This is a genomic window from Paenibacillus sp. SAFN-054 (assembly GCF_051966755.1).
Classification (GTDB): domain Bacteria; phylum Bacillota; class Bacilli; order Paenibacillales; family Paenibacillaceae; genus Paenibacillus_AQ.
This window is the reverse complement of record NZ_JBQCKS010000002.1, coordinates 419,129-445,483: the sequence shown is the minus strand read 5'-3', so window position 1 is coordinate 445,483 and position 26,355 is coordinate 419,129. Positions and strand designations below refer to the sequence as shown.

Sequence of the window (26,355 nt, the reverse complement as noted above, 5' to 3'; positions counted from 1 at the left end):
GGATAAAAGGTTAAAGGAGAGTATGGGCGAAGATAGTTATTGGAAGAAAATAGTTGGTCATACTAAAAGATGATGGGGACGATTGCCGTTGAAACCTAACTATACGGAAGATAAGCAGATTCTAATCGGCCTTTCGGGCTGGGGCGACCATGACGATATTTATCCGAAGGGGACCAAAGCGGGGGACAAGCTGAATGTATACAGCAGCCGTTTTCATGTTGTGGAGCTTGACAGCTCCTTCTATGCCATTCCTTCCCCCGAACGCATGCGCAAATGGTGCGAGCAAACACCTGATTCCTTCGGCTTTATTGTGAAAGCGTATCAGGGGATGACCGGGCATGCGCGGGGCAAGGTTCCTTTCTCCGACACCAGGTCGATGTTCGAAGCTTTCCGGGAATCCGCGAAGGTCATGCAGGATGCCGGCAAGCTTAAGGCGGTGTTGTTTCAATATCCTCCATGGTTCGACTGCGAACGGAAAAATGTCGAAATTTTGCGCAGAACACGGGAATGGATGGACGGATTTCCGTTAGCGCTCGAGTTCCGGAATCAAAGCTGGTTTGATGGCGAGATGAGGGAGAAGACGCTGGCCTTTATGCGTGAGGAAGGCTGGATTCATTCCATATGTGATGAACCGCAAGCGGGTGAAGGCTCCGTGCCGCTTATTCTCGAGCCGACCCGCGACGATTGCACGCTTGTCCGGCTGCATGGCCGGAATGCATCGGGGTGGCATTCCAGCGGTCAGCCGAATTGGCGCGAGGTCAGGTATCTGTACCGGTATAACGAGCAGGAGCTGTTGGAATGGAAGGGAAATATAGAGCGGCTGCTGGAGTCGACCCGAACCTGCTGGATCGTATTCAACAATAACTCCGGCGGCGATGCGGCTGACAATGCCATGCAGCTGATGCAATTGTGCCATTTGGATATGCCGGAGCTGCCTCCGGACCAATTATCGCTGTTTCCGGAATAATTTGGAGCAGGTCGAAAAGGTCGGTGTGCAGGATTTGCCCGTAAAAGAAGGCGGGTGTAAGCATTGTCATATTCGGATTTCAGGAAATACGCACTTTTGTCCTGATTGATCTGTTTTTTAGATCATAACTATATTAAATGGTTATTTCAGGTATGGAGAGGATTTGTTTATAATAGAAATTGAGCCGCTTACATTTTGGTGAAATGGCTTACAAGAATCAAGTTTTAGATTTCCGTCCAACGCATAGAAGAATGGTTCGGTTTGATACTCATTCTATATGACTATTAAAAAATCAAGGCGGAGGTATCACTTTAGCGATGATAACCAATAAGAACGACATGCAAACGCAGGGAGCCTGGGAGAATTATTACGGCCCCAACCTGGGATATGTTCAGGAGCAGTATGAACGGTTCGTGAAGGATCCGGAGTCTGTAGAAGAAACGTTCCGCAAGGTGTTTCAGCTGTGGGGAGCGCCGCCAATGGCGCAGGCCGATCTGGCTCCCGTGAACGCCGCATCCGGTACTTTGGACAGCAGCATGCTGAAAAAAGGCGTGGACGCCGGCAAGCTGGTGTGGAACATTCGTGCATACGGCCATTTGGCTGCAGACATCGATCCGCTCGGCATCATTCCGAAGCCGGACACACGCGTACTTGAACCTGAACAATACGGACTCAGCCAGTCCGATCTGACGGCTTTCCCTGCATCCCTGATTTGGGACGGGGCGCCTGAGAACGTCAGAACCGGTTGGGAAGCCATCCAGAAGCTGCGTCAAACATATACAGGAACAATTGCTTTTGAATTCAGCCATGTGCATGATACGGCAGAGCGCGTATGGCTGAACCGTCATGTCGAAAGCGGCATTTTTCCGGCTCCGCTGAGCGAGACCGAGAGAGTGAACCTGCTTGAAAGACTGATTGAGGTAGAACAGTTCGAGGAGTTCCTTCACCGTACTTTCGTGGGACAGAAACGATTCTCGATTGAAGGTAATGACATGCTGGTCCCGATGCTCGACGAAATGGTGCGCATCATGTCGGACGAAGGCGCGGAGCATGTCCTGATGGGGATGGCTCACCGCGGCCGGCTGAACGTGCTGGCTCATGTGCTCGGCAAGCCTTATGATAAAATTTTCTCCGAGTTCCATCATTCGCCGAACAAGAAGCTCTTCCCTTCGGAAGGCTCGATGGGCATCAACTTCGGCTGGACCGGCGACGTGAAGTACCACCTTGGCGCCAAGCGCGTCCTGAAGGACGGCAGTGTCGTGCAGACCCGCATCACGCTCGCGAATAACCCGAGTCACCTGGAGTTCGTCAATCCGGTCGTGGAAGGCTTTGCCCGCGCGGCTCAGGAAGACCGTACACAGCCGGGGTATCCGGCGCAGGACGTGAATAAGGCTGCAACGGTTCTGATTCACGGGGATTCTGCATTCCCGGGTGAAGGCATCGTCGCCGAGACGCTGAACTTCAACAAGCTTGCAGGCTTCCAAAACGGCGGAACGATTCATATCATCGCCAACAACAACATCGGTTTTACGACCGAAAGCCGGGATTCCCGTTCGACCCATTATGCCAGCGACTTGGCGAAGGGTTACGAGATTCCGATCGTTCACGTCAATGCGGATGATCCGGAGGCATGTATTTCCGCCATTCGCCTTGCGAGCGAATACCGCAACAAATTCAAGAAGGACTTCCTGATCGACCTGGTGGGCTACCGCCGCTATGGTCACAACGAAACGGATGATCCGGATACGACGCAGCCGCTCATTTACGATAAAGTCAAAAACCATCCGCGCGTCGCGAAAATTTATGCGGATGTGTTGAATCAAAAAGGCGTCGTGAACAAAGAACAGTCCGATCAAATGATTCAGCAGGTTCAGAACCGGATGAAGGAAGCTTACGACAAGATCAAGGACCTGGAGCAGGAGCCGGCGAATTCCCACCAGCAAACGCCTGCGGAGGACCGGATCAAAGCGATCAAAACGGGTGTCCCTTTGAACACGCTTCGCGCCATCAATTCCGATCTCTTGAAGCGTCCGGAAGGCTTTAACGTCTATCCGAAGCTGCAGCGGATTCTGGAACGCCGCGAGTCAGCGCTGAACGACGGGGAAAAGGTGGACTGGAGTCTTGCGGAAACGTTGGCCTTCGCCAGCATCGTTGCTGACGGCAAGCCGATCCGCATCACAGGCCAGGATGCCGAACGCGCAACGTTTGCTCATCGTAACCTGGTGCTCCATGACACGAAGAACGGCTCGACCTTCTGTCCGATTCATGAGATTCCACAGGCTAAGGCATCCTTTGCGATCTATAACAGTCCGTTGTCCGAGGCTTCGGTGCTCGGATTCGAATATGGCTATAACGTATATTCCCCTGAGACGCTCGTGATTTGGGAAGCCCAGTTCGGCGACTTCGCCAACTGCGCACAGGTCATTACCGACCAATTCATTTCGGCGGGACGTTCGAAGTGGGGACAGAAATCGAGTCTCGTCATGCTCCTTCCTCATGGTTATGAAGGACAGGGACCTGAGCACTCCAGCGCGCGTCTGGAACGTTTCCTTCAGCTTGGAGGCGAAGAGAACTTTACTGTCGTCAATCTGACGAGCGCAGCCCAGTACTTCCATTTGCTCCGCCGTCAAGCCGCATTGACCGAGAGCGAAGATGCGCGTCCGCTGATCGTGATGTCGCCGAAGAGCCTCATCCGCAACGCTCGCGTGGCATCCAGCGGCCAGGAACTGAGCGAGGGTCGCTTCCAGCGCGTGCTGGAACAGCCCGGACTTGGCAAGAACCCTGAGCGCGTAGAACGCCTGGTTCTGTGCAGCGGCAAAATTGCCGTCGAGCTGGAGGAAGCATTGGATAAAGAGGACAATGCGAAGGATTGGCTGCACATCATCCGTGTCGAGCAGCTGTATCCGTTCCCTGAACAGGAAATTCGCGAGATTATCGCACGCTATGCGAATGTCAAAGAAATCCTGTGGGTGCAGGAAGAACCGGAAAATATGGGTGCTTGGCGCTACATCGAGCCTCATCTCCGCAAAGTGGCGCCTCAAGGCGTGCCTGTCAATTACAACGGCCGTCCTGAACGTTCGAGTACCGCCAGCGGCTTCCAACAGGTGCACAGCTTTGAACAACAACAAATCGTATCTACGGCATTGAACCAAAAATCTATTAAGCATAACATCGCACTGGGGAGGTAGCAGGCTGTGAGCGAAATTACAGTACCGGCAATGGGTGAGTCCATCACAGAAGGAACGATATTCAAGTGGCATGTCAAAGAAGGGGACGCAGTAAGCCAAGGGGATGTACTCTTGGAGCTTGAAACCGACAAAGTCAATATTGAAATCAGCGCCGAGGAATCCGGCGTGATTGAGAAAATTCTGAGAAACGACGGCGACAACGTTCAAATCGGCGAAGTAATCGGAAGATTGTCCGTGGGCGGCGAAGCAGCACCAAGCGCTCCGGCGAAGGAAGAGGCGAAGGCTCCTGAAAAAGCAGCTCCGGCAGCGCCGGCGCCAAGTGCTCCTGCTCCGGCCGAGCCTGCGAAGGAAGGCGAATCCTACCTCGCCGCTTCGCCAGCAGCACGCAAGCTGGCTCGCGAGCAAGGCATCGATTTGGAACAAGTGAACCGTGATCCGAAGGGCCGCATCTTCCAGGATAACGTAAAGAACCACACGGAAGCCCCGGCTCCGCGTCCGACTGCTCCGGCTCCTGCCGCTGCGCCTGCTGAAGTAAGCCAGCCGGGCAAGCCGGCAGAACGCACGCGCATGTCCCGCCGCCGGGCGACGATTGCCAAGCGTCTTGTGGAAGCACAGCACACGGCTGCGATGCTGACGACCTTTAATGAAGTGGATATGACCGCCATCATGGACGTCCGCAAACGCCGCAAGGATGCTTTCAAAGAGAAGCATGAGATCGGCCTCGGATTCATGTCCTTCTTTACGAAGGCTGTTGTCGGCGCTCTGAAGAAGTTCCCGCATCTGAATGCGGAAATTGACGGTGAAGATATTATCGTGAAGAAGTACTATGATATCGGCATTGCGGTATCCGCCAAGGAAGGCTTGGTCGTTCCTGTCGTGCGCGATGCAGACCGTCTGGGCTTCGCCGAGATCGAGAAGGAAATCGCTTCGCTAGCTTCGAAAGCGCGCAGCAATTCCCTCGCATTGTCCGAGCTGCAAGGCGGCACGTTCACGATTACCAACGGCGGAACATTCGGTTCGCTGTTGTCCACGCCAATTCTGAACGCCCCTCAGGTAGGTATCCTGGGCATGCACAAAATCCAGCTCCGTCCGGTTGCCATCGATGCAGAACGCTCGGAGAACCGTCCGATGATGTACATCGCCTTGTCGTATGACCACCGTATCGTTGACGGCAGCGAAGCAGTCCGCTTCCTTGTGACCGTGAAAGAGCTTTTGGAAGATCCGGAATCCTTGCTGCTTGAAGGCTAATCAAGCGCACTGATATATTTAACACAAGGCCAGGCCGCGTTACTGCGGACTGGTCTTTTTTGTGCTTTATCATCATTCGTTATATTCATTGACTTTTCATCGGATCTGCATTATCCTTCTTGTATACCCATGGGGGTATTGGCGAGAAGACAACAGCTTTGACAGCTAACCGAGAAAAGGGGATAACCAATGAATTCATCAACGATTTTTTATGTGATATTGGCGGTTTTCGTCGTTTGGATGCTTTACCGGATGTTCGCGCCTGTCAAGGGACTTGTGCAGCTGCGGGACGAGCCCTTCCGTCAACAAATGGAGAAGTCCAAGCGCAAGCGGCTGATTGATGTGAGGGAGCCTCATGAGTTCAAATCGGGTCATATCCCCGGCGCCGTGAATATTCCGCTCTCTCAAATCGGCGGCCGTTTGGCGGAAATTCCAAAAGATAGCGATGTCTTCCTATACTGCCAGAGCGGCATGCGGAGCAAGCAGGCGGCGAAAATGTTGCTGAAGAGCGGTTATCCGGAAGTCAACAACCTGATGGGGGGGATATCTTCCTGGTCAGGCAAGCGTGTCAGATAGATACATGAAAAGGCATCCCACGTCTCTGTCGAGGTGAGGGATGCCTTTTCATGTATCATGAGTTCATGTCATTATTGGCCGGCCTTCGCGCCATCGTCCATCGCTGGCTGCATCAGCTGGTCTGACGACGTAAGGGGATCATGCCAGTTGGCAATCAAATTGGAAATATACTCGACATCCTTGGGGTCCGGGTCATAATACCAGACAGAGCCGCGCATGACACCTTCGCCTTTGAGCATATAGTTGCTGAAGACAGGCATGCTGCCTTCGTAAAAGGATTTAGCAAGATCGATGATAAACGAGGAGTTCATGTTCGTTTTGAAATTACTTCCGGCCACCTTCATCAAATCAGGTATTTTCGTCATGTTCTTGATCTCCAGCGCCCTCGCCATGACGGCGTCAATCAGAACGCGGTGCCGCATCGTCCGGTTGAAGTCGGAATCCTCGCGGTACCGGGCATAGCTGAGCGCATCTTCACCGTTGTATATGGGCTTGTTCGGTTCGATTCTCAGCTTCTCGTGAATCTTTTGCTTGTTCTCGATGACTTTGGTGATGGGCAGGTGAACGCCGCCAAGCTTATCGACGACATCCTTGAGACCTTGAAAATTGATGGTGGCATAAAAATCGATATTGTTGCCGACCAGATTCTCCACCGTATCCACGCTTCGCTTGATCCCGCCGCGCGCATAGGCGGCATTGACCTTGCTCTTCTTGTTCTCTTCGGCAATTTCGGTGTATGTATCGCGTGGGATGGAGATCAGCAGAATTTTCCCGTCCTCCGGGCGTACAACGGCGTAGATGATCGTGTCGGAACGGCCGGGCTCATCTTTTCGCTCATCGGTACCGAGCAGGAGGATGGAGAAGGGATCCTGAACCTTGTCCGGCTTTACGGCTTCAGGTTCGTTCTGGTTCTCGTCCTCGTCAATTTCCTGGTAAGACTCATCGAGCGTATCCGCTATGCTTTCTTTCATGAAGGTGTCAAAAGCGAATAAAACGACCTGTTTTCTAAACAGATACCCAGCGCCGGCGATAAGCAATAGGCAGATAAGCGCAACAAGCAGCCAGGTTCCTTTGCGTTTCTTTTTCTTTCTTTTGCGTGGGCGGGTAAGCCTCTGAGGCCCTTGATTTTCCATCTACATCTCCTGTTTGGGGGTATGATAGTCAAGCTTCCGGACATGAATTTACAATATTTTCTTAACGTATATGACTATTCTATAGTATTCTCTTAAAAAAAATCAACACACGGTATCACAGCATGCGTCAGCAGTCGACTTTATTCCGCACCGTAACACAGCAAAAAAGACGACCTTTAGGGAGCCGCCTTTTCAAAAGAGCATACATTGTATTATATATGAAGGGGGACGATTTCTGTTAGTTCAGGGCAGGGCTTTGCAGTCTATCGTTCAGCCGTTCCAGCTTGCGGATAATCTCTTTTTGCCATCTGATGTCCTTGAGCTCTTTTGCGAGATTCAGAAGATCCAGATAATCATCAATTCGCATCTCTGCGCATTGCGCCGATATATTCACCATGCTCGTCGACTCCTTAACCGTTGGTGTAAATTGCTTATCTGAGAAACATTGTACCACAAACTGATTCTCAATGATAATCTTTCTCAGTATAAATTGTGAAAATTTTTTGGAAAGGAGCATGCATACCATGGATGCACCACTGAAATGGCTGAACTGGGCCAAGCAAATGCAAGGCATCGCACAGACAGGTCTGGCCTATAGCAAGGATGTATATGATAAGGAACGATATGAACAGCTGCGCATGCTTAGCCTGGAGATCATGGAGCAGTATACAGAAGTGGAGAGCAGCAAGCTGGCGGAGCTTTTCGCAGGTGAATATGGTTATGCCACACCCAAAGTGGACATTCGCGGCGTCGTGGTGCAAGAGGGGAAAATTCTGCTCGTCAGGGAAAAGAAAGAAGGGGAATGGTCGCTGCCCGGAGGCTGGGCCGATCTGCTGCTGTCTCCATCGGAAATTGCGGTGAAGGAAGTCAGGGAGGAGTCTGGCTTCGAGGTGAGAGCGCTGAGGCTGCTGGCCGTGCTGGACAATCATAAGCATAATCCTCCCGCTCCCTACCATGCCTATAAGTTGTTCATTCACTGCGACATTACCGGGGGCGGAGCGAAGGAGGGCCTCGAGACGAACGGCGTACAGTTTTTCGGGGAAGACGAACTGCCGCAGCTGTCCGAGGCCCGCAATACGGAGAAACAGGTCAGGATGATGTTCGAGCTGCTACGCCATCCGGAGCGCATTCCGGTTTTTGACTGAGGGTGATAAGGAAGGATGGCCAACCGTCCGACTGCCGAAATGCAGACCAGTTGGCAGACATCGACGAAAATGAGGAGTCGCGGTTCACTACTGAGTCTGCTCTTTGCCAGGGAATGTGATGCAAAATGGGTCAAGGAACCTTTTTTGCCTATGCCTATTAAGCTTATAGAAATTAACTGTTGGACGAAAGGGAGGAGGTTTTGTAGTATGGTAGCAGCCCTTCAGCGCTTTGCTGATGAGTTCTGCTCCGGAGGTGTGTCATCATGCTGGCTGCGTTTGTACATACGATTTATGAAGTGTTTCTACCCATATCACTGCCGGTGATCGGCGGTGCGCTCATTAAACGGTTTAAAAGAATCGAAACCAGACCGCTATCCACGCTGTCGCTGTATCTGCTCAGTCCTGCGCTCATTTTCGAGACGCTGATGCATGCGGAGATTTCCTATGGCGATGTGACCCAAACCGTTCTGTTTACGGTGATGAACATGCTGCTGCTGTGGGGGATTGCGGCCGGACTCGGCAAGCTGTTGATCCTGCCCGCTGCGGAACGCGCGGGTCTTACGCTGGTGGCTTTGTTCACGAACTGCGTGAACTACGGCTTGCCGCTTGTCCTGTTGGCGTTTGGGCAGGCCGGAATGGATAAGGCATCCATTTACGTGATATTGCAGATTCTGATCGTCAACACGATCGGCGTTTATTTCGCGGCACGATCCCATTTCTCCATGAAGCAAGCCGTGCTCTCCATCTTCAAGCTCCCGTCGGTTTATGCAGCCGCTTTGGCGGTCATCCTCCGTTCGGGGGGACTGCCGCTGCCGCAGAGCCTCGAAGAAGGCGTGTCGCTGGTATCAGGCGCTTATTCTTCTGTCGCGTTGTTCATTCTGGGAGCGCAGATGGTCAGCGTGAACACGGGAGCCGGGACGAAGGCGTCCTATTCGGCGCCGCTTCAGAAGGCGTTCTTCGCCGGCATGTCGCTCCGGCTTGTCATATCCCCGCTCGCGTCCACGCTGCTGCTTCTTATTTTGGGAGTCCAGGGCACCTTGTTTAACGTCATTCTGGTACTCAGCTCGATGCCTGCTGCCGTGAATGCGGTCATCCTTGCCGAGCAGTTTGATGCTGCGCCGAGAGTGGTCACGCGCTGCATTTTATGGACGACATTGGCCTCGTTTATTCTGCTGCCGCTCATGGTCGGGTGGATATCCTGATGCCGGTCTACTCGGAACGAACTGTATATTCCGGGTTGCTAAAGCGGATCAGGCCCTTAAGCCCTGACGTTTCGTAAATGCGGTTGTCACTCGTAATGAAGAAGGCTTCGACTCCGGGCTGTTTCTCGATATACTTGAGGCCGGCATCCAGCCCCATAATGAATACGGCAGTCGAAAGCGCGTCGGCATCCGTTGCCGAATCGGAGATAATGGTCACGCTTTTAAGCCCGCTTTGGCTTGGATAGCCTGTCCGCGGGTCCAGAATGTGATGGTATTTGACCCCGTTTTCCATGAAAAAGCGTTCATAAACGCCGGATGAATCGATCGTTTTGTTGATGAGCTGGACATTTCCGAGCGACGTGCCGCGGGTCTGATCGGGATCCTGCAGGCCGATATTCCATTCCTGTCCCCCTGGCTTGCTCCCGAGCGCAATGATGCTGCTGCCGCCAAGATTGATGATCGCGCTGTCCACCTGCTCTGACTTCAAATAGTCGGCTACGCGGTCGGCGGCGTATCCCTTGCCGATTCCTCCAAGATCAAGCGCCATGCCTTTCCGTGCCAGCTGGATGGTGCGCTTCTCTGCATTTAGGATCACATCCTTATAGCCGATCCGGTTCATCACCTCTGCAAGCTCGGACTTCGCCGGAACATGCGCCCCTTCATTTCCGATATTCCACAGGCTGACCAAAGGTCCGACGGAAGGATCGTACAAGCCCCCTGTATCCACCGCGTAATCGAGCGCCTTTTTGACCACGTCGAACGTATCCTGCGACACGGGAACGGCTGCTTTTCCTGCCTCTTGGTTGACCTTGGAAATCTCGCTTCCTTCTAGCGTCCTGCTCAGTTTATGGTCCATGTCCCCCAGCATATCCTTGATATGCTCGAGATGCTCCGGCTTGGCATGCTCTCCGTACAGCTTTACGTTCACGACGGTGTCGAAAATAATATAAGTCTCCGTGACGGGCTCCGTCACTTTTGCCTCAGCCTTGACCTGCTGATCGTCAGCTGAAAGAAACGCAAGGCTGTCCCTGTTCAACATGATCGAGCCAACGGCCACGATGATGATCAGTGCAGCGGCTCCCGCCATCCATTTTCTTTTCATGATGCATCCCTCCCACAGTCTGACGCCTATATCTGTTATTGATCATACCTGCGGGAAGGGAAGGTGCGCTGTGCCATTCCTCATGATCGGAACCGGAGAATGCAGCCCAGGATCATCAGCATGATGAGAAGTGAAACCGAATTGGTGATGAGAAAGGCGTAACCCACCCCGCCCCAAGCCATATGCACGGCGTAGACCTCCATTAAGGCGATGCCGGTCACTAGAAATAAGAACGTTTTGTTGTTGAGATCCTTCACGGATTTGGTACGTAAAATCTGAACAATCTGCGGAATCCAGGCCACGGCCATGATCATCCCGCCGATCAGCTGCATGACTGCGTATATCATTTCAAGCGCTCCCGTCTGATCTTTTTGAGGTTAATATATGCCGCAGATGCCCAAATACGTGAATGTTCCACCCATTGTCTGTTAGAATAAAGGTAATGGCATTCGATAGCCTGTACATCAATGGATATAATATATAAATGAACCGAGTAGGAAAGGATGACAACATGCTGACGATCACAGAATTTCAGGTGGAGCATATTAAAGACCCGTTCCGCATTTTGACAGGCAAGCGTTATGAATACCGATTGGATATCGAGGTGCCGGAGGATGACGAGTTGCATTCCGAGAATGGACTGTACGTCCGGGCGATCTATAGCGATCAGGAAGAAGGCGGGAGCCTTGTGAAATACGATTTGTACGAAAAGACGACGGATCAGTACCTGGACTTCGATCTGGAAGACGATGAGGTACAGGTGATTGAGACGTTTTGCCGCGAGCACCTGGGAGATGCGGAAGAATGAAGCATACCGTGGCAAGCGTACCCTTTGGCTACGAGCCGCCGGAAGAGTCGCATAGAGGCACGCTGATTTACTACGATACTTTTGAACATACGACCGATCAGGAGCTGGATGCGGCGGAAAAGACCGCGGAGGAACGCAGCTTTTCGCGATTCGTGTTGTATCCGCTGCATGAAGAGACGGCCAAACGGATGCTCAAGCAGCCGGTCCAGGCTTTGTATAAGCGCGAGAAGCAGCTTGCAAGCTGGAAGCAGGATCGCGGCTCTGCAGCCGTCATCGAGGGATTCGAAGCCAAGCGCAAAAAGTATACACCGCTTGATACGGCCCTTCGCCATTTGACCGATAAGTTTCCCTCTCCGCATTTCCTTTACCTCACTGCAGAGACGGCCAATTTATTTGCTTCGTATGCCTCGTTTGCCGATTGGATCGTAAAGCTGCGGCTCATTCTGGCGGACAAGCCGGAGCATGTGCATCCGCAGCTTGAGAAATACCGCAGCCGCTGGGATGTTCGCGGTCTGCCTGAGGAAGAGGCATAGATTCGCCATACCGGAAAGCAGCCGGCAGCTATATAAATGGACTAAAGAAAGAGAAAACCACTTCGTCTGTATTCCGGATGGGATCAAGGGAAGCGAGGCTGAACTTCAGTTCATTTTATATTGCGCATGCCGGCTTTTTGCGGCTTGGATTCCATTTTCCAAAAAATGTACATGCGGTTGCTCATTCCTGTAAAGCCCGTTAAACTTAAAGGGAGCGAACGTGCATCATTAACGGCAAATTTGGAATGAAAGTGCGAGTTCATACCTCTATAAATCATAGATTTCGTTAGGAGTTCTATTATCCATGAGTGTAGAAATGATGACGTTGGAGCAGGCTCAGCAGCTGCTGCAAACCTACTATGGTTATCCGGATTTTCGGGAGGGCCAGAAAAGAATCGTCCTCAGTCTGCTGGAAGGAAACGATACACTCGGCATCATGCCGACAGGCGGCGGCAAGTCGATCTGTTACCAGATTCCCGCACTGATGCTGCCGGGTCTGACGCTGGTCGTCTCGCCGCTCATCTCGTTAATGAAGGATCAGGTGGATGCGCTGACGACCATGGGCATCCCGGCGGCGTACATTAACAGCACGCTGAGCGGGAAAGAGGTAAATGAACGGATCCGGGCGGCGAAACGCGGGGAGTTGAAGCTTTTATACGTGGCGCCGGAGCGGCTTGAGGTGGACTGGTTCAGGGATGAGATGAGCGCTTTGTCCATCTCCTGCGTTGCGGTCGACGAAGCTCACTGCGTGTCCCAGTGGGGACATGATTTCCGGACGAGCTACCTGTCCGTTGCCCCGTTCGTGCAGGACCTGCCGCAGCGCCCGATCGTCGCGGCCTTTACCGCGACAGCCACACCTGAGGTCACAGGGGATATGGTCCGCCTGCTGCGTCTGGAGGAACCGGAGGTGTTCGTCACGGGGCTCGGCCGCGATAATCTGGCCATGTCGGTGCTGCGCGGGGAGAACAAGCGTGACTTCGTGCTGAAGTACGCTGCAGGACATGCACATGAGCCGGGCATTATTTATGCGGCCACCCGCAAAGACGTGGACGATCTATATGAACGGCTGGGAAGCGCCGGCATTTCGGCAGGCCGCTACCATGCGGGGATGACGGACGATGAGCGGGCTGCGAGCCAGGAAGCTTTCCTGTACGATGATATCCGGGTGATGGTAGCTACCAACGCATTCGGGATGGGAATCGACAAATCGAACGTGCGCTACGTGATCCACTTCAATATGCCGAAGAATATGGAGGCTTACATTCAGGAGGCCGGACGTGCGGGGCGGGACGGCGAACCGAGCCAATGCATCCTGCTCTTCAGCGCGCAGGACATCATGACGCAGAAATTCCTGATCGAACAGAATCCCCAAGACGGGGATCGCAAGCATAACGATTACCGCAAGCTGCAGCAGATGGTTGATTATTGCTATACGACGAGATGCCTGCGTAACGCCATGCTGGACTATTTCGGCGAGGAGCATGCGGACCAGCCCTGCGGCATCTGCAGCTCCTGCACGGATGAGCGGGAACAGGTCGACATGACGGTTGATGCCCAGAAAATCTTTTCCTGCATCCACCGCATGCGCGAGCGCTTCGGCGTGTCCATGGTGGCGTCGGTCTTGAAGGGCTCCCGCAACAAGAAGGTGCTCCAATATGGATTTGACGATCTCTCGACCTATGGAGCCATGTCGGACCGGACAGAAAAAGAGATTTCGGAGATCATCAACGTGTTGGCTTCGGAAGGATACCTGCTCCTGTCCGAAGGACAGTATCCGGTGTTAAAGCTCCAGCCGCTGGCAGCGGAGGTCCTGAAAGGACAGCGCAGCGTAATGCAGCGCATGCCCGCCAAAGGAGCGGCGGAAGCCACCGGCGGCCGATCAAGCCGGTCCCGCAGTCACGACCATTCGCAGTCGGCCGTCAACGAAACGGTATTCGAGCAGCTTCGCCTGATCCGGCGTGAGCTCGCAGGCAAGGAGCATGTCCCATCCTATATTATTTTCAATGATGCGACGCTGCGGGAGATGAGCGTGGTATGTCCGCAGACAGAAAATGAAATGCTGAACGTCAAAGGCGTCGGCGAAGTGAAATTCCGTAAATACGGCAAGCCGTTTCTTGATTTTTTCAAGGAGCAAGGCGAGGGCCGTGATGACAGCGATTATGAATAACAGAAGGAACGTGAATCCATGAAAGTCATTTTAACGACCCTGAACGCCAAATTCATTCATACCTCGCTGGCGATCCGCCTGCTGAAGGCTTACAGCGAGCATGAGTTTGATATTGAACTGACCGAATACACCATCAAGGATCCGGTGATGAACATCGTCTCGGACCTGTTTCAGCGAAAACCGGACGTGATCGGCTTCTCCTGTTACATCTGGAATATCGAAGAGACCCTCCGGGTTATCGATATCGTGAGAAAGGTCATGCCTGAGGTGAAGATTATTCTCGGGGGGCCGGAAGTTTCCTATGATACGGGCTATTGGATGGAGCGTGCCCGGGGCGTCGATTTTATCGTTATGGGCGAAGGCGAGGAGACGCTGCATCATCTGCTGCAGGTGATCGAAGGCGACCAGAAGTACCATTTCGTGTACGGCGTCGCCTACCGGAAAGGGGAAGAGGTGATCATCAATCCTCCCCGCCCGAAAAGCGAGCTGGACTCGCTCCCGTCTCCGCACCGTTTCCAGGAGGACATACCTAACCTGGGCAAGCGAATCGTATACTTCGAAACGAGCCGCGGCTGCCCGTTCCAATGTCAGTTCTGCTTGTCTAGCATCGAAAACGGCGTACGCTATTACGATATCGAGCGGGTAAAGGCGGATATCACGTATTTGATCGACAACGGTGCCAAAGTCATTAAGTTCCTGGACCGTACCTTCAACATTAATCATACGTACGCCATGGAAATGTTCAAGTTCCTGATCGAGAACAACCGCGGCTGTATTTTCCAGTTCGAGATTACAGCCGACATTATGCGGCCGGAGGTGCTGCAATTTCTGGCGGACAACGCGCCGGAAGGCATTTTCCGTTTCGAGATCGGCGTACAATCCACGAATGATCCGACGAACGTACTGGTGAAGCGCCGGCAGAATTTCGAGAAGCTGTCCCGGACCGTGAATATCATCAAGAACAGCGGCCGCATCGCACAGCATCTGGATTTGATTGCCGGCCTGCCGGAGGAGGATTACGATACGTTCCGCAAAACCTTTAACGACGTGTTCGCACTCCGTCCGGAAGAGCTGCAGCTTGGATTTCTGAAGATGCTGCGGGGGACCGGACTCCGGCTGAACGCGGACAAATACGATTACACCTATATGGATCAAGCGCCTTACGAGATCCTCGGAAGCCATAAGCTGCCCTTTGGGGATATTGTGCGCTTGAAGCGGCTCGAGGATGTGCTGGAGAAGTACTGGAACGCCCACCGGCTCGACCATACCCTGAATTATTTGATGAAGCATGAGTTCGAGTCGCCTTTTGACTTCTTCCAAGAGTTCGGGGATTACTGGGAAGGGCAGGGGTGGCAGAAGATCGGCCATCAGCTGGAGGATCTGTTCATGCGGCTTTCGGCCTTCCTTACAGATCGCGGCGTAAAGCGGATGGATGTGGTGCTGGGGCTGATGAAGCTGGACTACTTCCTGAACCATAAATACAAGCCGCGTAAAATCTGGTGGAATTCACCGATCAGCAAGGATGACTGGAGCTCGTTCATGCGGACGGTTCTGGAACATCCTGAGGCGGTATCCGGCAGCTTTGCCGAGCTTCGTCTCAGTGAACGCGAGCTGCAAAAGCATGCCGTGCTGGAGGTGCTTCCGTTCTCGCTGGAGAACGTGCTGGCAGGCGGCACGGGGGATGCGGGGGATGGAGAGGAGCGCGCGCAGCAGCTTCTTATGGTGCTCTATCAACAGGATGAAAGCGAACAGCCGGTATACTACACGATGGATTTAGCTGCGAAGGATTCCGCTTCCGTGTAAGTATCGCGGAAGGATATGCATTAGAGAATACAAAAACGCTCTTGGCCAGTGGGGGATGATCCTCCGCTGGACCGGGAGCGTTTTTGCATGAAACACAGATAAAGTCATTTAAATTATTCGGAAGACTGGGAAGGACCCTCGGGTGGAACATGGCGTTCCAGCCAGTCCAGCACGTCGCTCGTCACTTCATCGCGGTTCGTCTCGTTCAGCATCTCGTGGCGCCCCTCGGGATAGAGACGGCACTCCACGTCTGAAAGGCCGAGTTTGCGATACACGGCTTCCAGGCGCCGGACGCCTTGGCCATTCATCCCGACCGGATCGTTTGCACCGCTGAACAGATAGATAGGCTTATGCTTGGGAATGCCTTCATAAGCAGCGGGCTGCTGGATATCCTGAAGCAGCCCGAAGAAATCGCGGAAGAAGGATGCCGTGCAAATCGCGCCGCAGAATGGGTCCTCAATGTACCGGTCCACTTCGTTCGGGTCCCGGGACAGCCAGTCGAAAGGCGTACGGGGCTTCGGAACGGACCGGTTGAAGCCGCCGAAGACGACCGCATTCATCATCACGCTCCGATGAGCTTCCCCGAGGAGCTTGCTCTGCAGCGAAGCGAGGGTTCTGCCTGCCCGTAGCATGCCCCGTGGGCCGTTGGTACCCGATAAGATGAAGCCGTCGAAACCTTCGGATTTTGACAGGATGACCTTTTGGACCAGGAAGGATCCCATGCTGTGTCCCATCAGAAAAAGGGGAACGCCGGGATGATTGGTCCTCGCCTGAATGCCGAGCTGGACCAGATCTTGAACCATCAACTGAAAACCGCTCTCCCCGACATGGCCAAGCTTCTCTGGTGAACCTGCCGTGAGCCCGTGTCCACGCTGGTCCGGAGCGTAGATGGCATATCCAGCCTGTGTCAGGGCTTCGGCGAATCGCCGATAGCGTTCTGCCGTTTCGCACATGCCGTGTGCAATTTGCAAGACCGCCTTGACGTCGGTTCCCGGAGCGGGGAGCCACTCATATACGTGAATTTCCACTCCGTGCGGACCAGAAAGCGTAAAGGTTTGCTCAAGCATGCTTCATTCACTCCCCATCATCATTCGTGACTTGGATAGTTCAATCTATGCTTCATTTAATCAGAGGATTATTCCGGCAGGTAAGAACGAAGTACCGTTGCCTGGCCACCCAGCGTATAAGAGCCCAGGTTGGCTGGAAGCAGGAAGCACTGACCGGCTTTGTATTCCAGGGACCCGCCGCTCCAGCTCAACGTGCCGCTGCCATCGCAGACCACAAGGATGGTGAAGCTTTCAGGCGTCGTACCGAGGTCCCAGCTGCCCTCAACAATCCCTTTTTCAACGATGAAATAAGGGGATTTTGCAAGCTGCAGCCACTGCCCGGAAGCAAGGCCGTCCGTCTTCATCGTCGTTGCGCCCGATCCTTCGAATGCGGTTACGTTTAGCGAATCCTCGATGTGAAGCTCGCGTGGCTTGCCGTCAAGCCCCGGACGGTCGTAATCGTAAATACGGTAAGTCGTGTCCGAGTTCTGCTGGATTTCCGCCACGACAACTCCCGCACAAAGGGCATGAACGGTACCTGCAGGAATGTAGAAGGTATCTCCTGCTTCGACGGGTACCTCGCGCAGCGTGTCCATTACGGTTCCATTCTCCAAAGCTTGCTTCATGCTTTCGCGGGTTACGCCGTCCTTCAGTCCATATATGATTGTAGCCCCCGGTTTGGCGTCGAGCACGTACCACATCTCGGTTTTGCCGAGCTCGCCTTGGGGAAGTCCTTGGTAGTCATCGGTCGGATGCACCTGTACGGACAGATTGTCATTGCAGTCCAGCAGCTTGATCAGGAGTGGAAAGCGTCCGTTCTTCTCAGAGAAGCCTTTGCTGCCGAACCATTCCTTGCCCAGCTTTTCGCGGATCTGATCCAGGCCTTGCCCGGCAAGCTCGCCGTTAACGACTGTGGTTGTACCGTTCGGATGGTCGGCGATCATCCAGCCTTCGCCGATATGTCCCTCTGGAGGGGTTAGGCCAAATTGCTCGAGGGCTCGGCCGCCCCACACGCGTTCTTTGAATTCAGGCTGAAATTGTAATGGATACGGTTGTGTCATAGCTGCATCTTCCTTTCATGGTCCAGAATCTGATGGTGAAACAAACCGCGTAATCTATATATGTGAAGGTGCACATGAAGTATGTAGCACTGCGGTTAACGCTTTTTTTCTACGGCAATGACGTAGGGTGCATCGCTGCGCTGGAGCTGCCGGTAGACAACCGACTGATAATCCTGGGGCAGTTCTGCCGCCCAAGCCGTGACAGCGCGGGCTTCTGCTTCCCCACCGGCATGGCCAGGGTAGAGAACGACGGTGACGATGCCTTTGGGACGGAGCAGCGATAGCGCCGAGTCCAATGCCTGCAGGGTGCTTTCCGTCTCGGTGATGATGTGCTTGTCGGCAAGCTGCGCCGGCAGATACCCAAGGTTGAACATCACGGCGCCGATGCTTCCATGTTCTTCCGGCGGGATGCAGTCCTTCATCAAGGCATGGCTTTGGAGGAACAGGGAAATGGAAGCGAGGCTGCCGGCAGGCTCGCGGGAAAGACGCTCTTCGGCAAGCGAAAGCGCTTGTTCCTGAATGTCGAAGCCATAGACGCGTCCTTTGGCGCCAGCCGCTTTCGCGAGAAATACCGTATCGGCTCCGGTTCCGACCGTGGCGTCGATCGCCGCTTCCCCGGCCCGGAGGCGTTCTCCGATCTGCTTGTGGGCAAAGCTGAGTACCGATAAAAAGCCCATGTTAAGCTCTCCTCCAATACTTACCCTGCCAAGTGCCCCGTGATTTCAGTTCCGCATCGATTCCATTCAGCACTTCCCATTTCTTCATGCTCCACGTCGGGCCGATCAAGAGCTTCCGCGGCGCATCGCCGGTGAGACGGTGAACGATCATGTCCGGCGGCAGCATTTCCAGCGTGTCGACGATCAGCTTGATATACTCGTCCTGTTCGAGGAAGCGCAGCAGGCCGGCTTCATATTGACGCACCATCGGCGTGCCCTTCATGAGGTGAAGGAGATGAATTTTGATGCCCTGCACATCCATTTGGGCTACGGCGCGTCCGGTTTCGAGCATCATTTCATGGGTTTCCTGCGGGAGGCCATAGATAATGTGCGCGCATACCCGGATGCCGTGCTTGCGCAGCTTCGCTACGGCATCGACGAAGCATTGGGTATCATGCGCCCGGTTAATCAGCTCGGAAGTGGAATCATGGACGGTTTGCAGTCCCATCTCCACCCATAGATAAGTCCGTTTGTTCAGTTCGGCCAAATATTCGATGACATCGTCCGGGAGGCAGTCGGGACGGGTCGCGATCGACAGGCCGACCACGCCCGGCTGCTGCAGAATCGTCTCATAATATTCCCGCAGCACTTCCACCGGCGCGTACGTGTTGGTGTAGGCTTGGAAATAACCGATATATTTGGCGTTCGGCCATTTCAAATGCTGCTTGTCCCGGATATCGTTAAATTGGGTGACAAGGTCGTCACGCCGTTTGCCGGCAAAGTCGCCCGATCCTCTTGCACTGCAGAAGGTGCATCCGCCCCGGGCGATCGTGCCGTCGCGGTTCGGGCACGTAAAGCCGGCGTCGAGCATCACTTTAAAAACCTTTTCGTTAAACTCGGCACGCATTTCGGTATTCCAGGTATGAAATCTTTTGTCTCCCCATAAAAGCGGAGAATCAGCCGTCTGTAAGTTCATTTCAGGTACTCCTTTATGGCATATCGGCAAGGTTAAACCTTGGTGTGCTTTTACGCTTGCTCTATTGTAGCAAAAAAAATCATCGAAGGGTATGAAAGGGAAAGAATGAGTCATGATCGGCCAAAAACGGGCATATGCTTTATTGAAATAACTTACATGAAATGTTATATTTAATTTAGCGTCAAACGCTCTCAGATTGGGTAATTACATTACAGAATTCATAAAAGCATGACGTCTCGGTAACCATATGATCCGTGAGGTGATAAGGATGAATTCTTTAACAAAGGAAGCTTCAGAGAAGGGTAAAATCGCTGTGGAACTGACTCCCGAGGAAGCGCTGGCGCTGACCGGCGTGAAATTCAACGGGAATCCGGAAGTCAAGGCGGAGGCACGCCGCAAAATTCGGAAAGCCTTCGAAAAGACATTTGATTTTCAGTACCAAGATAGGTTAGACTAGCAACAATGAATTCGTTGGACCCCAATTCCAAATAGATTTGGAAAAGGAATTCTGCGCCCCTCTGTTTGCAGGGAGGCCGGAATTCTTTTTCTTTTTATTGACCCTTTACATTTGGCCGCATCTTCGGCACAATATTGCAGTAGCTATATAAAATGAACTAGAGTCTAGCCTTGCGTTTTCTTGATTCCATCCGGAAACAGATGAAGAGCCTTCGTTTTTCTTTAGTTCAATTTATCCAGTTCAGTAGAAAGCGGAGGTATAACATGCGTTTACGCGGCAGAAAAGGAATCCGGGAGAGTCTGGAGGAGCAGGAAGGCTTCGTCATTCTCGATCCCCGGTCGTATAAAGGAAAATGGCATACGCTGTTCGGCAATGACCATCCGATTTACGTGGAGCTTGGCATGGGCAAGGGCCAGTTTATCAGTCAGATGAGCTATCGGAATCCGGGCGTCAATTTCATAGGGATCGACATGTATGACGAACTGATCCGCCGGGCGAGCGAGAAGGCGCGGATTGCTTGGTCGGAGCGGAATGTCGAAGTTCCTCCGAATTTGCGCCTGGCTTTGGCCAATGTCGAGTTTTTGGAGGAAGTGTTTGAAGAGGGGGAAATCGAGCGGATTTTCTTGAATTTCAGTGATCCTTGGCCCAAAGCGAAGCATGCACGCCGTCGTCTGACACATCCGCGGTTTTTGGACAAATACCGTCGTTTGTTGAATTCAAACGGAGAAATCCACCTGAAAACCGATTCGCAGACCTTATTTGAATTCTCTTTGAATGCGTTCGCCGATTATGGTCTTCAGATGACGAATATTTCGCTTCATCTGCACCGGGACGGAGCGAATGAAGCGCATGTCATGACGGAATACGAAACGAAGTTTTTCGGGCAAGGCGTCAATATTCACCGCTGCGAGGCAATCGTAGGGGAAGAGGCGCTGCTTCGTTACAACGCACACCGCCTCGATCATTACCGCATGCAAGAGAAGTCCGGGACCGATAGTGAATCACTGGACCAAACTCAGGACGATCAGGAATAGTAGAGTTCTAGAGTTAATATTTGTACGATTTTATATGAGAAAAAGAAGGTGCCTTCCTAGGAAGGCACCTTCTTTGATTCCAGCATATCAATGATGCTTTGCGCGCTTTCCATCGGACGGTAACGGGCAATGCTCTTAAGCTGCTCTTCCCTGCGTTGGCGGATGGCATCCAGCTCGGTGCCCAGCTTGTTCATCCATTTGACGATGACCTCAAGGGAGGAAATGGGCTCGCCCAGTCCCTGGGATGTAAAGTATTGGCAGTTTTCTTCCTCTTGACCTGGCAGAGGATGATGGAAAAGCATGGGGATGCCCTTAGCCAAGCCCTCGGTGCACGTCATGCCTCCCGGCTTGGTGACAAGCAGGTCGGATACCTCCATCAGCTTATCCACTTCAAGCGTAAAGCCGATCAGGCGGATGTTGGGATGATTGTAGCGCGGATCCTGCTCCAGCTTCTTAAGAGCCTTTTCGTTGTTTCCAAGGCAAAATAGAAACTGGACGTCGTCTCTCCAACGGGTCAGGAAATCATTGATGACCTCATCGCTCATAATGCCCCAGCCGCCCCCCATGACCATGACGGTCGGCATATCCTTTAGCCTGAATTTTTCAAGAATTTCTTCCTTTTCAGGATGCTCCCAAAAGCTGGGATGAACCGGAATGCCGGTCACCCTGATTCTGGAAGGCGGAACGCCCTGCTGGATCATTTTGTCCCGCACCTCTTGCGTGGAAACGAGATATCTGTCGACCTCCGGGCTGATCCATGTGCCGTGTGCATCATAATCGGTAATGACCGTGCAGAGCAATATTTTTTCTCCCAGGCGCTTTAGACGCGAAATGACGGCACTCGGGATCGGATGCGTGCAAACGACGATATCCGGCCTGAGCTGGTTGACGACATTCTTCGTATGTGTGTAAAAAATGCGGTGCAATGCAAGCGTCGTAAAACGGTTCAGCGACTTGTTATATTGATGGCGGTACATCATGCCGACCAGTTTTGGCTGGGATAAAACGGTTTTTTTATAGGCTGTGATGATTAAAGGCGCAACCTTCGGATTCAGAAAACTTCCAAGTTCAAGGACTTTCGTCTGAACATTCGGTGAGAGTTTGCGTAGACTGCTTGAGAGTGCGTACGCAGCCCGAGTATGTCCAGCCCCAAAGCCTTCAGATAACAACAATACTCTTTTTTTTATCACGCTCTGTTCACCTGTTCCTGCTTGTTTTTCCTACAATCCAACATTATCGGCTTTAGGGCCACAATGCAACTGTTCCTGCAGCGACAGATGTGCCTATGATCGCACCGGCAAGCACGTCGGAAGGGTAATGAAGTCCCAAATAGATTCGGGAAACCCCTACCATAAGACTCAGAGGAAGGATTAAATATATCCACTCCGGATGTCCTATGATGAGAGGGATGGCCACGGAAAAGGCGGCAGTCGTGTGGCCGGATGGAAACGAATGGTCCTTAAGCGGATTGCGGAAGGTCCGTGTTCCCGGAAGTGCCAGATGGGGCCGCAGCCTCGGGTAGAGCTTCTTGGCGGCAGCGACCGGAATATGGCTCACGGCCAGGGATACGGCAGCCTGCGCACCGGACCTGCTCCAGGACGGCGATCCGAAGTACCAGATCAGCACGCTCGCGGCAATCGCGAAGGTAGCGCCCCCCAGGTGCGTAATATAATAGAGCCAGAAATTAAGAAACCGGTTATGGAGACGTCCGTTAATATATTGAAACAGCATCCTGTCCAGTTGTATGAATCTCGTGAGCAAACGTCTCATACCATTCCTCCGCTTTCATGCCTTGGCTGTCCAAGGCTGTATTTGTACTTTCGGCGGAACCGGCCTTTCTACTTTCAATTAATCATATTTTCTATCGGCGTCTTTTTCAAGGCGAAAGTCCTGAATTCCGAGTAAAGATGAGGTATTTTTGACTTCACTTTACAGAACCTTTACAATGATTCAAACAGCGGCTTTGCGTTTAAGAGTTCATAAAGTCTTAAATTCGCAACTATCGCTTTTTTATTTGTGAACAGGCAGCTTATCGTTTAACTTTTCTTGTACTTATTTCGTTTATAAATATGGAATACGGTTATGATGTCATTGGATAAGTGAAATGATGATTAAAAAAAGGGGGGACTTAAGAAATAAAAAACAGGTAAATAGCTGAAAATAAGAACTAACGGTCATGAATATAAGCTTGAAGCCTCTCAGGCTGTCAGGATAACGCTTCTTTTCCGCTTTTTAGGTGCAAGGGCAGTTATTGAGCTTTTGACAAAAAGCCGAAAACCGTGGAAAATCGATATGTCGTTCGAAGACATACCAATAATCAAACGTTCGAATGTCAAGGGTTTAAAGGGTCATAGAAAAAGAACCGTAAAAAAGAATCCGTAATCTACAGAGAGAAAAATCGATTATGAGGGGTAAAAAAGGGGGGTTCCGAGAAACATGTTAGACGCCATTTTCGTCGCGCTGCAGGTCGTTCTTGCCGCGATCGGTGTATACCAGTTTGTATTCTCGATATTGGGTCTGTACAGAAAAAAGAAAAAACAGCATTTCCCGGCAACAAAGTCCTTTGCAGTGCTGGTGGCCGCCCACAATGAGGAGCAGGTCGTCGGAGCATTGATGGAGAACCTGAAACAGCTGGATTATCCGAAGGAGCTGTATGACGTTTTCGTGATTTGCGACAACTGCACGGACAATACGGCGAAGATCGTCCGCGAGCACGGCATGAACGCCTGCGTCCGCACGAATAACAATCTTCGCGGCAAAGGCTATGCCATCGAATGGATGCTCAAAGAGCTCTGGGCGATGCCTCGCCAATACGACGCCGTCGTCATGTTTGATGCCGACAACCTGGCGGACGTGAACTTCCTGAAGGAAATGAACGACGATCTGTGCTCCGGCGCACGCGTCATTCAAGGCTACATCGATACCAAGAATCCCGAGGATTCCTGGATCACCGCCGCTTACGGTATTTCTTACTGGTACATCAACCGCCTATGGCAGCTTTCGCGCCATAACATGAATATGGCCAACTTTCTCGGAGGCACGGGGATGTGCTTTGAAACGAACCTGCTGAAGGAAATCGGCTGGGGCGCGACAAGCCTGGTTGAGGATCTGGAGTTTACGATGCGCAGCGTTAAGCGCGGTGTGTATCCGAAGTTTAACTACGACGCCAAAGTATTCGATGAGAAGCCGCTGACGTTCAAGGCTTCCGCCAGACAGCGTCTGCGCTGGATGCAGGGACACTTCACGGTGGCACGGCGTTATTTCTTCCCGCTGCTGTGGCAGAGCATCAAGGAACGCAGCCTGGTCAAACTGGACCTTGCCTTGTATGGAGCGAACGTATACATCGTGCTCCTGACTTTCCTGATGACGGCCGTGATGTGGGTGGACAGCACGTTCTTCCAAGGTCCGCATATTGCGAACCTGTACGGATATCTGCCGGTATGGCTCAGCTTTACAGCCATAGCTGCCAACGTGTTTACCTTCCTGGCCGCCATGTTCCTGGAAAAGGTTACTTACAAGAAGGTGTATCTCTATCTGATACTCTTCCCAATCTACCTGATTTCCTGGTATCCAATTACGTTCTATGCCTTCTTTACGCAAAACAACAAGCAGTGGAGCCATACCGAGCACACTCGGGTGGTACGTTTGGAGGAAGTGCAGAGCAAGCAGGGTTAACTTTAAAATTAGGTTGACAACGAATGCGCTTCTGTGATATTGTATTCAAGTACGTTACAACAAAATGGATTTTCAAGCAGAAGCACCAGCTTCTCACCTGACTGACGAAGGTTGGCGGGTTATTGATCCGATGATTTATGAATGCGAAATTTCATGAAGAATTGATCATAGGGATGCTGGTAGTTGACACCGGTATCCCTTTTAATTTTGCTTTTTCTTGAGAATCACCCATATGAACATGGAGGTGGACGGTTATCAGTAAGGATCATATGATTAATGACGAAATTCGGGCGAAGGAAGTTCGTTTGGTCGGCGCGGAAGGCGAACAGATCGGTATCAAACCGATTCGGGAAGCACTTCAAATGGCGATTGACCTGAATCTTGACTTGGTGAATGTGGCGCCTCAGGCGAAACCACCGGTATGCCGCATCATGGATTACGGCAAGTTCCGTTATGAGCAGCAGAAAAAAGAAAAAGAAGCCCGTAAGAATCAGAAAATCGTTGATATCAAAGAAGTATGGTTCCGAGCTAACATTGAGGAGCATGATTACCAAACCAAGCTTCGCAATGTCGTCAAGTTTTTGAAAGAGGGCGACAAGGTGAAATGCTCCGTCCGTTTCCGCGGACGTGAGATCACACACGCCAACATTGGCCAAAAGATTCTGGAACGCGTCAAAGCAGAGGTCGCCGAGATTTCCGCAGTTGAACGCCAACCGAAATTGGAAGGCCGCAGTATGATCATGATTCTGGCTCCAAAAGCCCAATAGTCCTGAGGAGGAAGTACAATGCCTAAAATGAAAACACATAGCAGCCTGAAAGGCCGCTTCAAAGTAACTGGTTCCGGTAAAGTAACTCGTTACAAAGCTTACAGAAACCATTTGCTTTCCCACAAATCCAAACGCGCTAAACGCGTGCTCGCTGGTAACCCAGAAATGGCTCCGGGGGATGTAAGACGCTTGAAACAAGGCTTGGCTAACTTGAAATAGTTAACAACACATTTTTGGGAGGTTTATTATTATGGCAAGAGTAAAGGGCGGATTCGTTGTTCGTCGTAGACATAAGAAAGTATTGAAACTTGCAAAAGGTTATTTCGGTTCCAAACACCGCATTTTTAAAACAGCTAACGAACAAGTGATGAAGTCCCTGGTATATGCATACCGTGACCGTCGCGCAACAAAACGCAACATGCGCAGATTGTGGATCGTTCGTATCAATGCGGCTGCCCGCATGAACGGATTGTCTTACAACAAAATGATGCATGGTTTGAAACTGGCTGGCGTGGACATCAACCGCAAAATGCTGGCTGATCTTGCGGTGAATGACATCAACGCATTCAACTCCATCGCTACCGTTGCCAAAGAAAAAATCAACGCTTAATATTGCGTGAACGTATAGAAAAAACCGCCTTAACCGGCGGTTTTTTTTTGGAGTAAAAACGCCCGAACTGACCGGCGCTGTTTGATGCCAAAAAAACTGACATCAAATACTTCTTTTCGTCTGAATTAATGCGTTTAGTACCGTAATACTGCGGTAGTCTAGTAAAGTATGAATGGATATTGTTACAATAGGTGACATGTA

The 26,355-nt window shown here is 52.0% G+C and carries 26 protein-coding genes; 16 read left to right on the top strand and 10 right to left on the bottom strand.

Annotated features, from left to right (window positions below; genetic code table 11):
• Nucleotides 1-82: 82 nt before the first annotated feature.
• From ACTHPM_RS13415 to ACTHPM_RS13400, 4 genes are all read left to right on the top strand, one after another.
• Nucleotides 83-967, top strand: a complete 885-nt coding sequence (locus tag ACTHPM_RS13415; protein WP_440395860.1) for a DUF72 domain-containing protein — start codon at nucleotides 83-85, stop codon at nucleotides 965-967.
• Between the two features lie 317 nt (nucleotides 968-1,284).
• Complete coding sequence (locus ACTHPM_RS13410; protein ID WP_440395861.1) at nucleotides 1,285-4,155, top strand: 2-oxoglutarate dehydrogenase E1 component; 2,871 nt, start codon at nucleotides 1,285-1,287, stop codon at nucleotides 4,153-4,155.
• A 6-nt stretch (nucleotides 4,156-4,161) separates the two neighbouring features.
• On the top strand, nucleotides 4,162-5,403 hold the full coding sequence (odhB, locus tag ACTHPM_RS13405; protein WP_440395862.1) for a 2-oxoglutarate dehydrogenase complex dihydrolipoyllysine-residue succinyltransferase: 1,242 nt from the start codon (nucleotides 4,162-4,164) through the stop codon (nucleotides 5,401-5,403).
• 189 nt (nucleotides 5,404-5,592) lie between these two features.
• On the top strand, nucleotides 5,593-5,979 hold the full coding sequence (locus ACTHPM_RS13400) for a rhodanese-like domain-containing protein (protein ID WP_440395863.1): 387 nt from the start codon (nucleotides 5,593-5,595) through the stop codon (nucleotides 5,977-5,979).
• A gap of 71 nt (nucleotides 5,980-6,050) precedes the next feature.
• Here the strand turns inward: ACTHPM_RS13400 and ACTHPM_RS13395 are convergent, their stop codons facing one another.
• Both ACTHPM_RS13395 and ACTHPM_RS13390 read right to left on the bottom strand, forming a co-directional pair.
• Nucleotides 6,051-6,950, bottom strand: a complete 900-nt coding sequence (locus tag ACTHPM_RS13395; protein ID WP_440395864.1) for an LCP family protein — start codon at nucleotides 6,948-6,950, stop codon at nucleotides 6,051-6,053.
• A 400-nt stretch (nucleotides 6,951-7,350) separates the two neighbouring features.
• Nucleotides 7,351-7,509: a hypothetical protein gene (locus ACTHPM_RS13390; RefSeq protein WP_440395865.1), complete on the bottom strand. Its 159-nt coding sequence runs from the start codon at nucleotides 7,507-7,509 to the stop codon at nucleotides 7,351-7,353.
• Nucleotides 7,510-7,636: 127 nt separating this feature from the next.
• Between ACTHPM_RS13390 and ACTHPM_RS13385 the strand changes: the two genes are divergently transcribed.
• A complete protein-coding gene (locus ACTHPM_RS13385) occupies nucleotides 7,637-8,257 on the top strand; it encodes an NUDIX hydrolase (RefSeq protein WP_440395866.1) in 621 nt (206 codons plus the stop codon).
• Nucleotides 8,258-8,520: 263 nt separating this feature from the next.
• Nucleotides 8,521-9,459, top strand: a complete 939-nt coding sequence (locus ACTHPM_RS13380) for an AEC family transporter (RefSeq protein WP_440395867.1) — start codon at nucleotides 8,521-8,523, stop codon at nucleotides 9,457-9,459.
• 7 nt (nucleotides 9,460-9,466) lie between these two features.
• Here the strand turns inward: ACTHPM_RS13380 and ACTHPM_RS13375 are convergent, their stop codons facing one another.
• A complete protein-coding gene (locus tag ACTHPM_RS13375) occupies nucleotides 9,467-10,561 on the bottom strand; it encodes an FAD:protein FMN transferase (protein ID WP_440395868.1) in 1,095 nt (364 codons plus the stop codon).
• 80 nt (nucleotides 10,562-10,641) lie between these two features.
• The gene (locus ACTHPM_RS13370) at nucleotides 10,642-10,908 is read right to left on the bottom strand and encodes a PQ-loop domain-containing transporter (RefSeq protein ID WP_440395869.1); all 267 of its coding nucleotides are present in this window, start codon (nucleotides 10,906-10,908) and stop codon (nucleotides 10,642-10,644) included.
• Nucleotides 10,909-11,045: 137 nt separating this feature from the next.
• Here ACTHPM_RS13370 and ACTHPM_RS13365 point away from each other — a divergent pair, with 137 nt between their 5' ends.
• The 4 genes from ACTHPM_RS13365 (at nucleotide 11,046) to ACTHPM_RS13350 (ending at nucleotide 15,872) form a co-directional block, all read left to right on the top strand.
• Entirely contained in the window at nucleotides 11,046-11,369 is a 324-nt protein-coding gene (locus ACTHPM_RS13365; RefSeq protein WP_440395870.1) for a DUF6509 family protein, read from the top strand.
• Entirely contained in the window at nucleotides 11,366-11,902 is a 537-nt protein-coding gene (locus ACTHPM_RS13360) for a hypothetical protein (RefSeq protein ID WP_440395871.1), read from the top strand. The genes ACTHPM_RS13365 and ACTHPM_RS13360 overlap by 4 nt, the downstream gene beginning before the upstream one ends.
• A gap of 304 nt (nucleotides 11,903-12,206) precedes the next feature.
• Nucleotides 12,207-14,069 carry a DNA helicase RecQ gene (gene recQ / locus ACTHPM_RS13355; protein WP_440395872.1) on the top strand — a complete coding sequence of 621 codons (1,863 nt, stop codon included), beginning with the start codon at nucleotides 12,207-12,209 and terminating at the stop codon, nucleotides 14,067-14,069.
• A gap of 18 nt (nucleotides 14,070-14,087) precedes the next feature.
• Nucleotides 14,088-15,872, top strand: a complete 1,785-nt coding sequence (locus ACTHPM_RS13350; protein WP_440395874.1) for a B12-binding domain-containing radical SAM protein — start codon at nucleotides 14,088-14,090, stop codon at nucleotides 15,870-15,872.
• A gap of 113 nt (nucleotides 15,873-15,985) precedes the next feature.
• Here the strand turns inward: ACTHPM_RS13350 and ACTHPM_RS13345 are convergent, their stop codons facing one another.
• From ACTHPM_RS13345 to ACTHPM_RS13330, 4 genes are all read right to left on the bottom strand, one after another.
• The gene (locus ACTHPM_RS13345) at nucleotides 15,986-16,939 is read right to left on the bottom strand and encodes a lysophospholipase (protein WP_440395875.1); all 954 of its coding nucleotides are present in this window, start codon (nucleotides 16,937-16,939) and stop codon (nucleotides 15,986-15,988) included.
• Nucleotides 16,940-17,007: 68 nt separating this feature from the next.
• The gene (locus ACTHPM_RS13340; RefSeq protein WP_440395876.1) at nucleotides 17,008-17,979 is read right to left on the bottom strand and encodes a type I phosphomannose isomerase catalytic subunit; all 972 of its coding nucleotides are present in this window, start codon (nucleotides 17,977-17,979) and stop codon (nucleotides 17,008-17,010) included.
• A gap of 95 nt (nucleotides 17,980-18,074) precedes the next feature.
• Entirely contained in the window at nucleotides 18,075-18,656 is a 582-nt protein-coding gene (locus tag ACTHPM_RS13335) for a class I SAM-dependent methyltransferase (protein ID WP_440395877.1), read from the bottom strand.
• Nucleotide 18,657: 1 nt separating this feature from the next.
• The gene (locus ACTHPM_RS13330; RefSeq protein WP_440395878.1) at nucleotides 18,658-19,611 is read right to left on the bottom strand and encodes a TIGR01212 family radical SAM protein; all 954 of its coding nucleotides are present in this window, start codon (nucleotides 19,609-19,611) and stop codon (nucleotides 18,658-18,660) included.
• Nucleotides 19,612-19,879: 268 nt separating this feature from the next.
• Between ACTHPM_RS13330 and ACTHPM_RS13325 the strand changes: the two genes are divergently transcribed.
• The gene (locus tag ACTHPM_RS13325; RefSeq protein WP_440395879.1) at nucleotides 19,880-20,068 is read left to right on the top strand and encodes a hypothetical protein; all 189 of its coding nucleotides are present in this window, start codon (nucleotides 19,880-19,882) and stop codon (nucleotides 20,066-20,068) included.
• A 263-nt stretch (nucleotides 20,069-20,331) separates the two neighbouring features.
• Nucleotides 20,332-21,102 carry a tRNA (guanosine(46)-N7)-methyltransferase TrmB gene (gene trmB / locus ACTHPM_RS13320; RefSeq protein WP_440395880.1) on the top strand — a complete coding sequence of 257 codons (771 nt, stop codon included), beginning with the start codon at nucleotides 20,332-20,334 and terminating at the stop codon, nucleotides 21,100-21,102.
• 56 nt (nucleotides 21,103-21,158) lie between these two features.
• On the opposite strand, the gene ACTHPM_RS13315 is transcribed toward trmB, so the two are convergent.
• The gene (locus tag ACTHPM_RS13315; RefSeq protein WP_440395881.1) at nucleotides 21,159-22,292 is read right to left on the bottom strand and encodes an MGDG synthase family glycosyltransferase; all 1,134 of its coding nucleotides are present in this window, start codon (nucleotides 22,290-22,292) and stop codon (nucleotides 21,159-21,161) included.
• 52 nt (nucleotides 22,293-22,344) lie between these two features.
• Nucleotides 22,345-22,872 carry a phosphatase PAP2 family protein gene (locus ACTHPM_RS13310; RefSeq protein WP_440395882.1) on the bottom strand — a complete coding sequence of 176 codons (528 nt, stop codon included), beginning with the start codon at nucleotides 22,870-22,872 and terminating at the stop codon, nucleotides 22,345-22,347.
• Nucleotides 22,873-23,538: 666 nt separating this feature from the next.
• Here ACTHPM_RS13310 and ACTHPM_RS13305 point away from each other — a divergent pair.
• The 4 genes from ACTHPM_RS13305 (at nucleotide 23,539) to rplT (ending at nucleotide 26,154) form a co-directional block, all read left to right on the top strand.
• Complete coding sequence (locus tag ACTHPM_RS13305) at nucleotides 23,539-24,777, top strand: glycosyltransferase family 2 protein (protein WP_440395883.1); 1,239 nt, start codon at nucleotides 23,539-23,541, stop codon at nucleotides 24,775-24,777.
• Between the two features lie 269 nt (nucleotides 24,778-25,046).
• Nucleotides 25,047-25,544 (top strand): translation initiation factor IF-3, encoded by a 498-nt coding sequence (gene infC, locus ACTHPM_RS13300; protein WP_440395884.1) that lies wholly within the window; start codon nucleotides 25,047-25,049, stop codon nucleotides 25,542-25,544.
• Nucleotides 25,545-25,562: 18 nt separating this feature from the next.
• The gene (gene rpmI, locus ACTHPM_RS13295; RefSeq protein WP_076173245.1) at nucleotides 25,563-25,763 is read left to right on the top strand and encodes a 50S ribosomal protein L35; all 201 of its coding nucleotides are present in this window, start codon (nucleotides 25,563-25,565) and stop codon (nucleotides 25,761-25,763) included.
• Between the two features lie 31 nt (nucleotides 25,764-25,794).
• Complete coding sequence (gene rplT, locus ACTHPM_RS13290) at nucleotides 25,795-26,154, top strand: 50S ribosomal protein L20 (RefSeq protein ID WP_440395885.1); 360 nt, start codon at nucleotides 25,795-25,797, stop codon at nucleotides 26,152-26,154.
• Nucleotides 26,155-26,355: the final 201 nt, after the last annotated feature.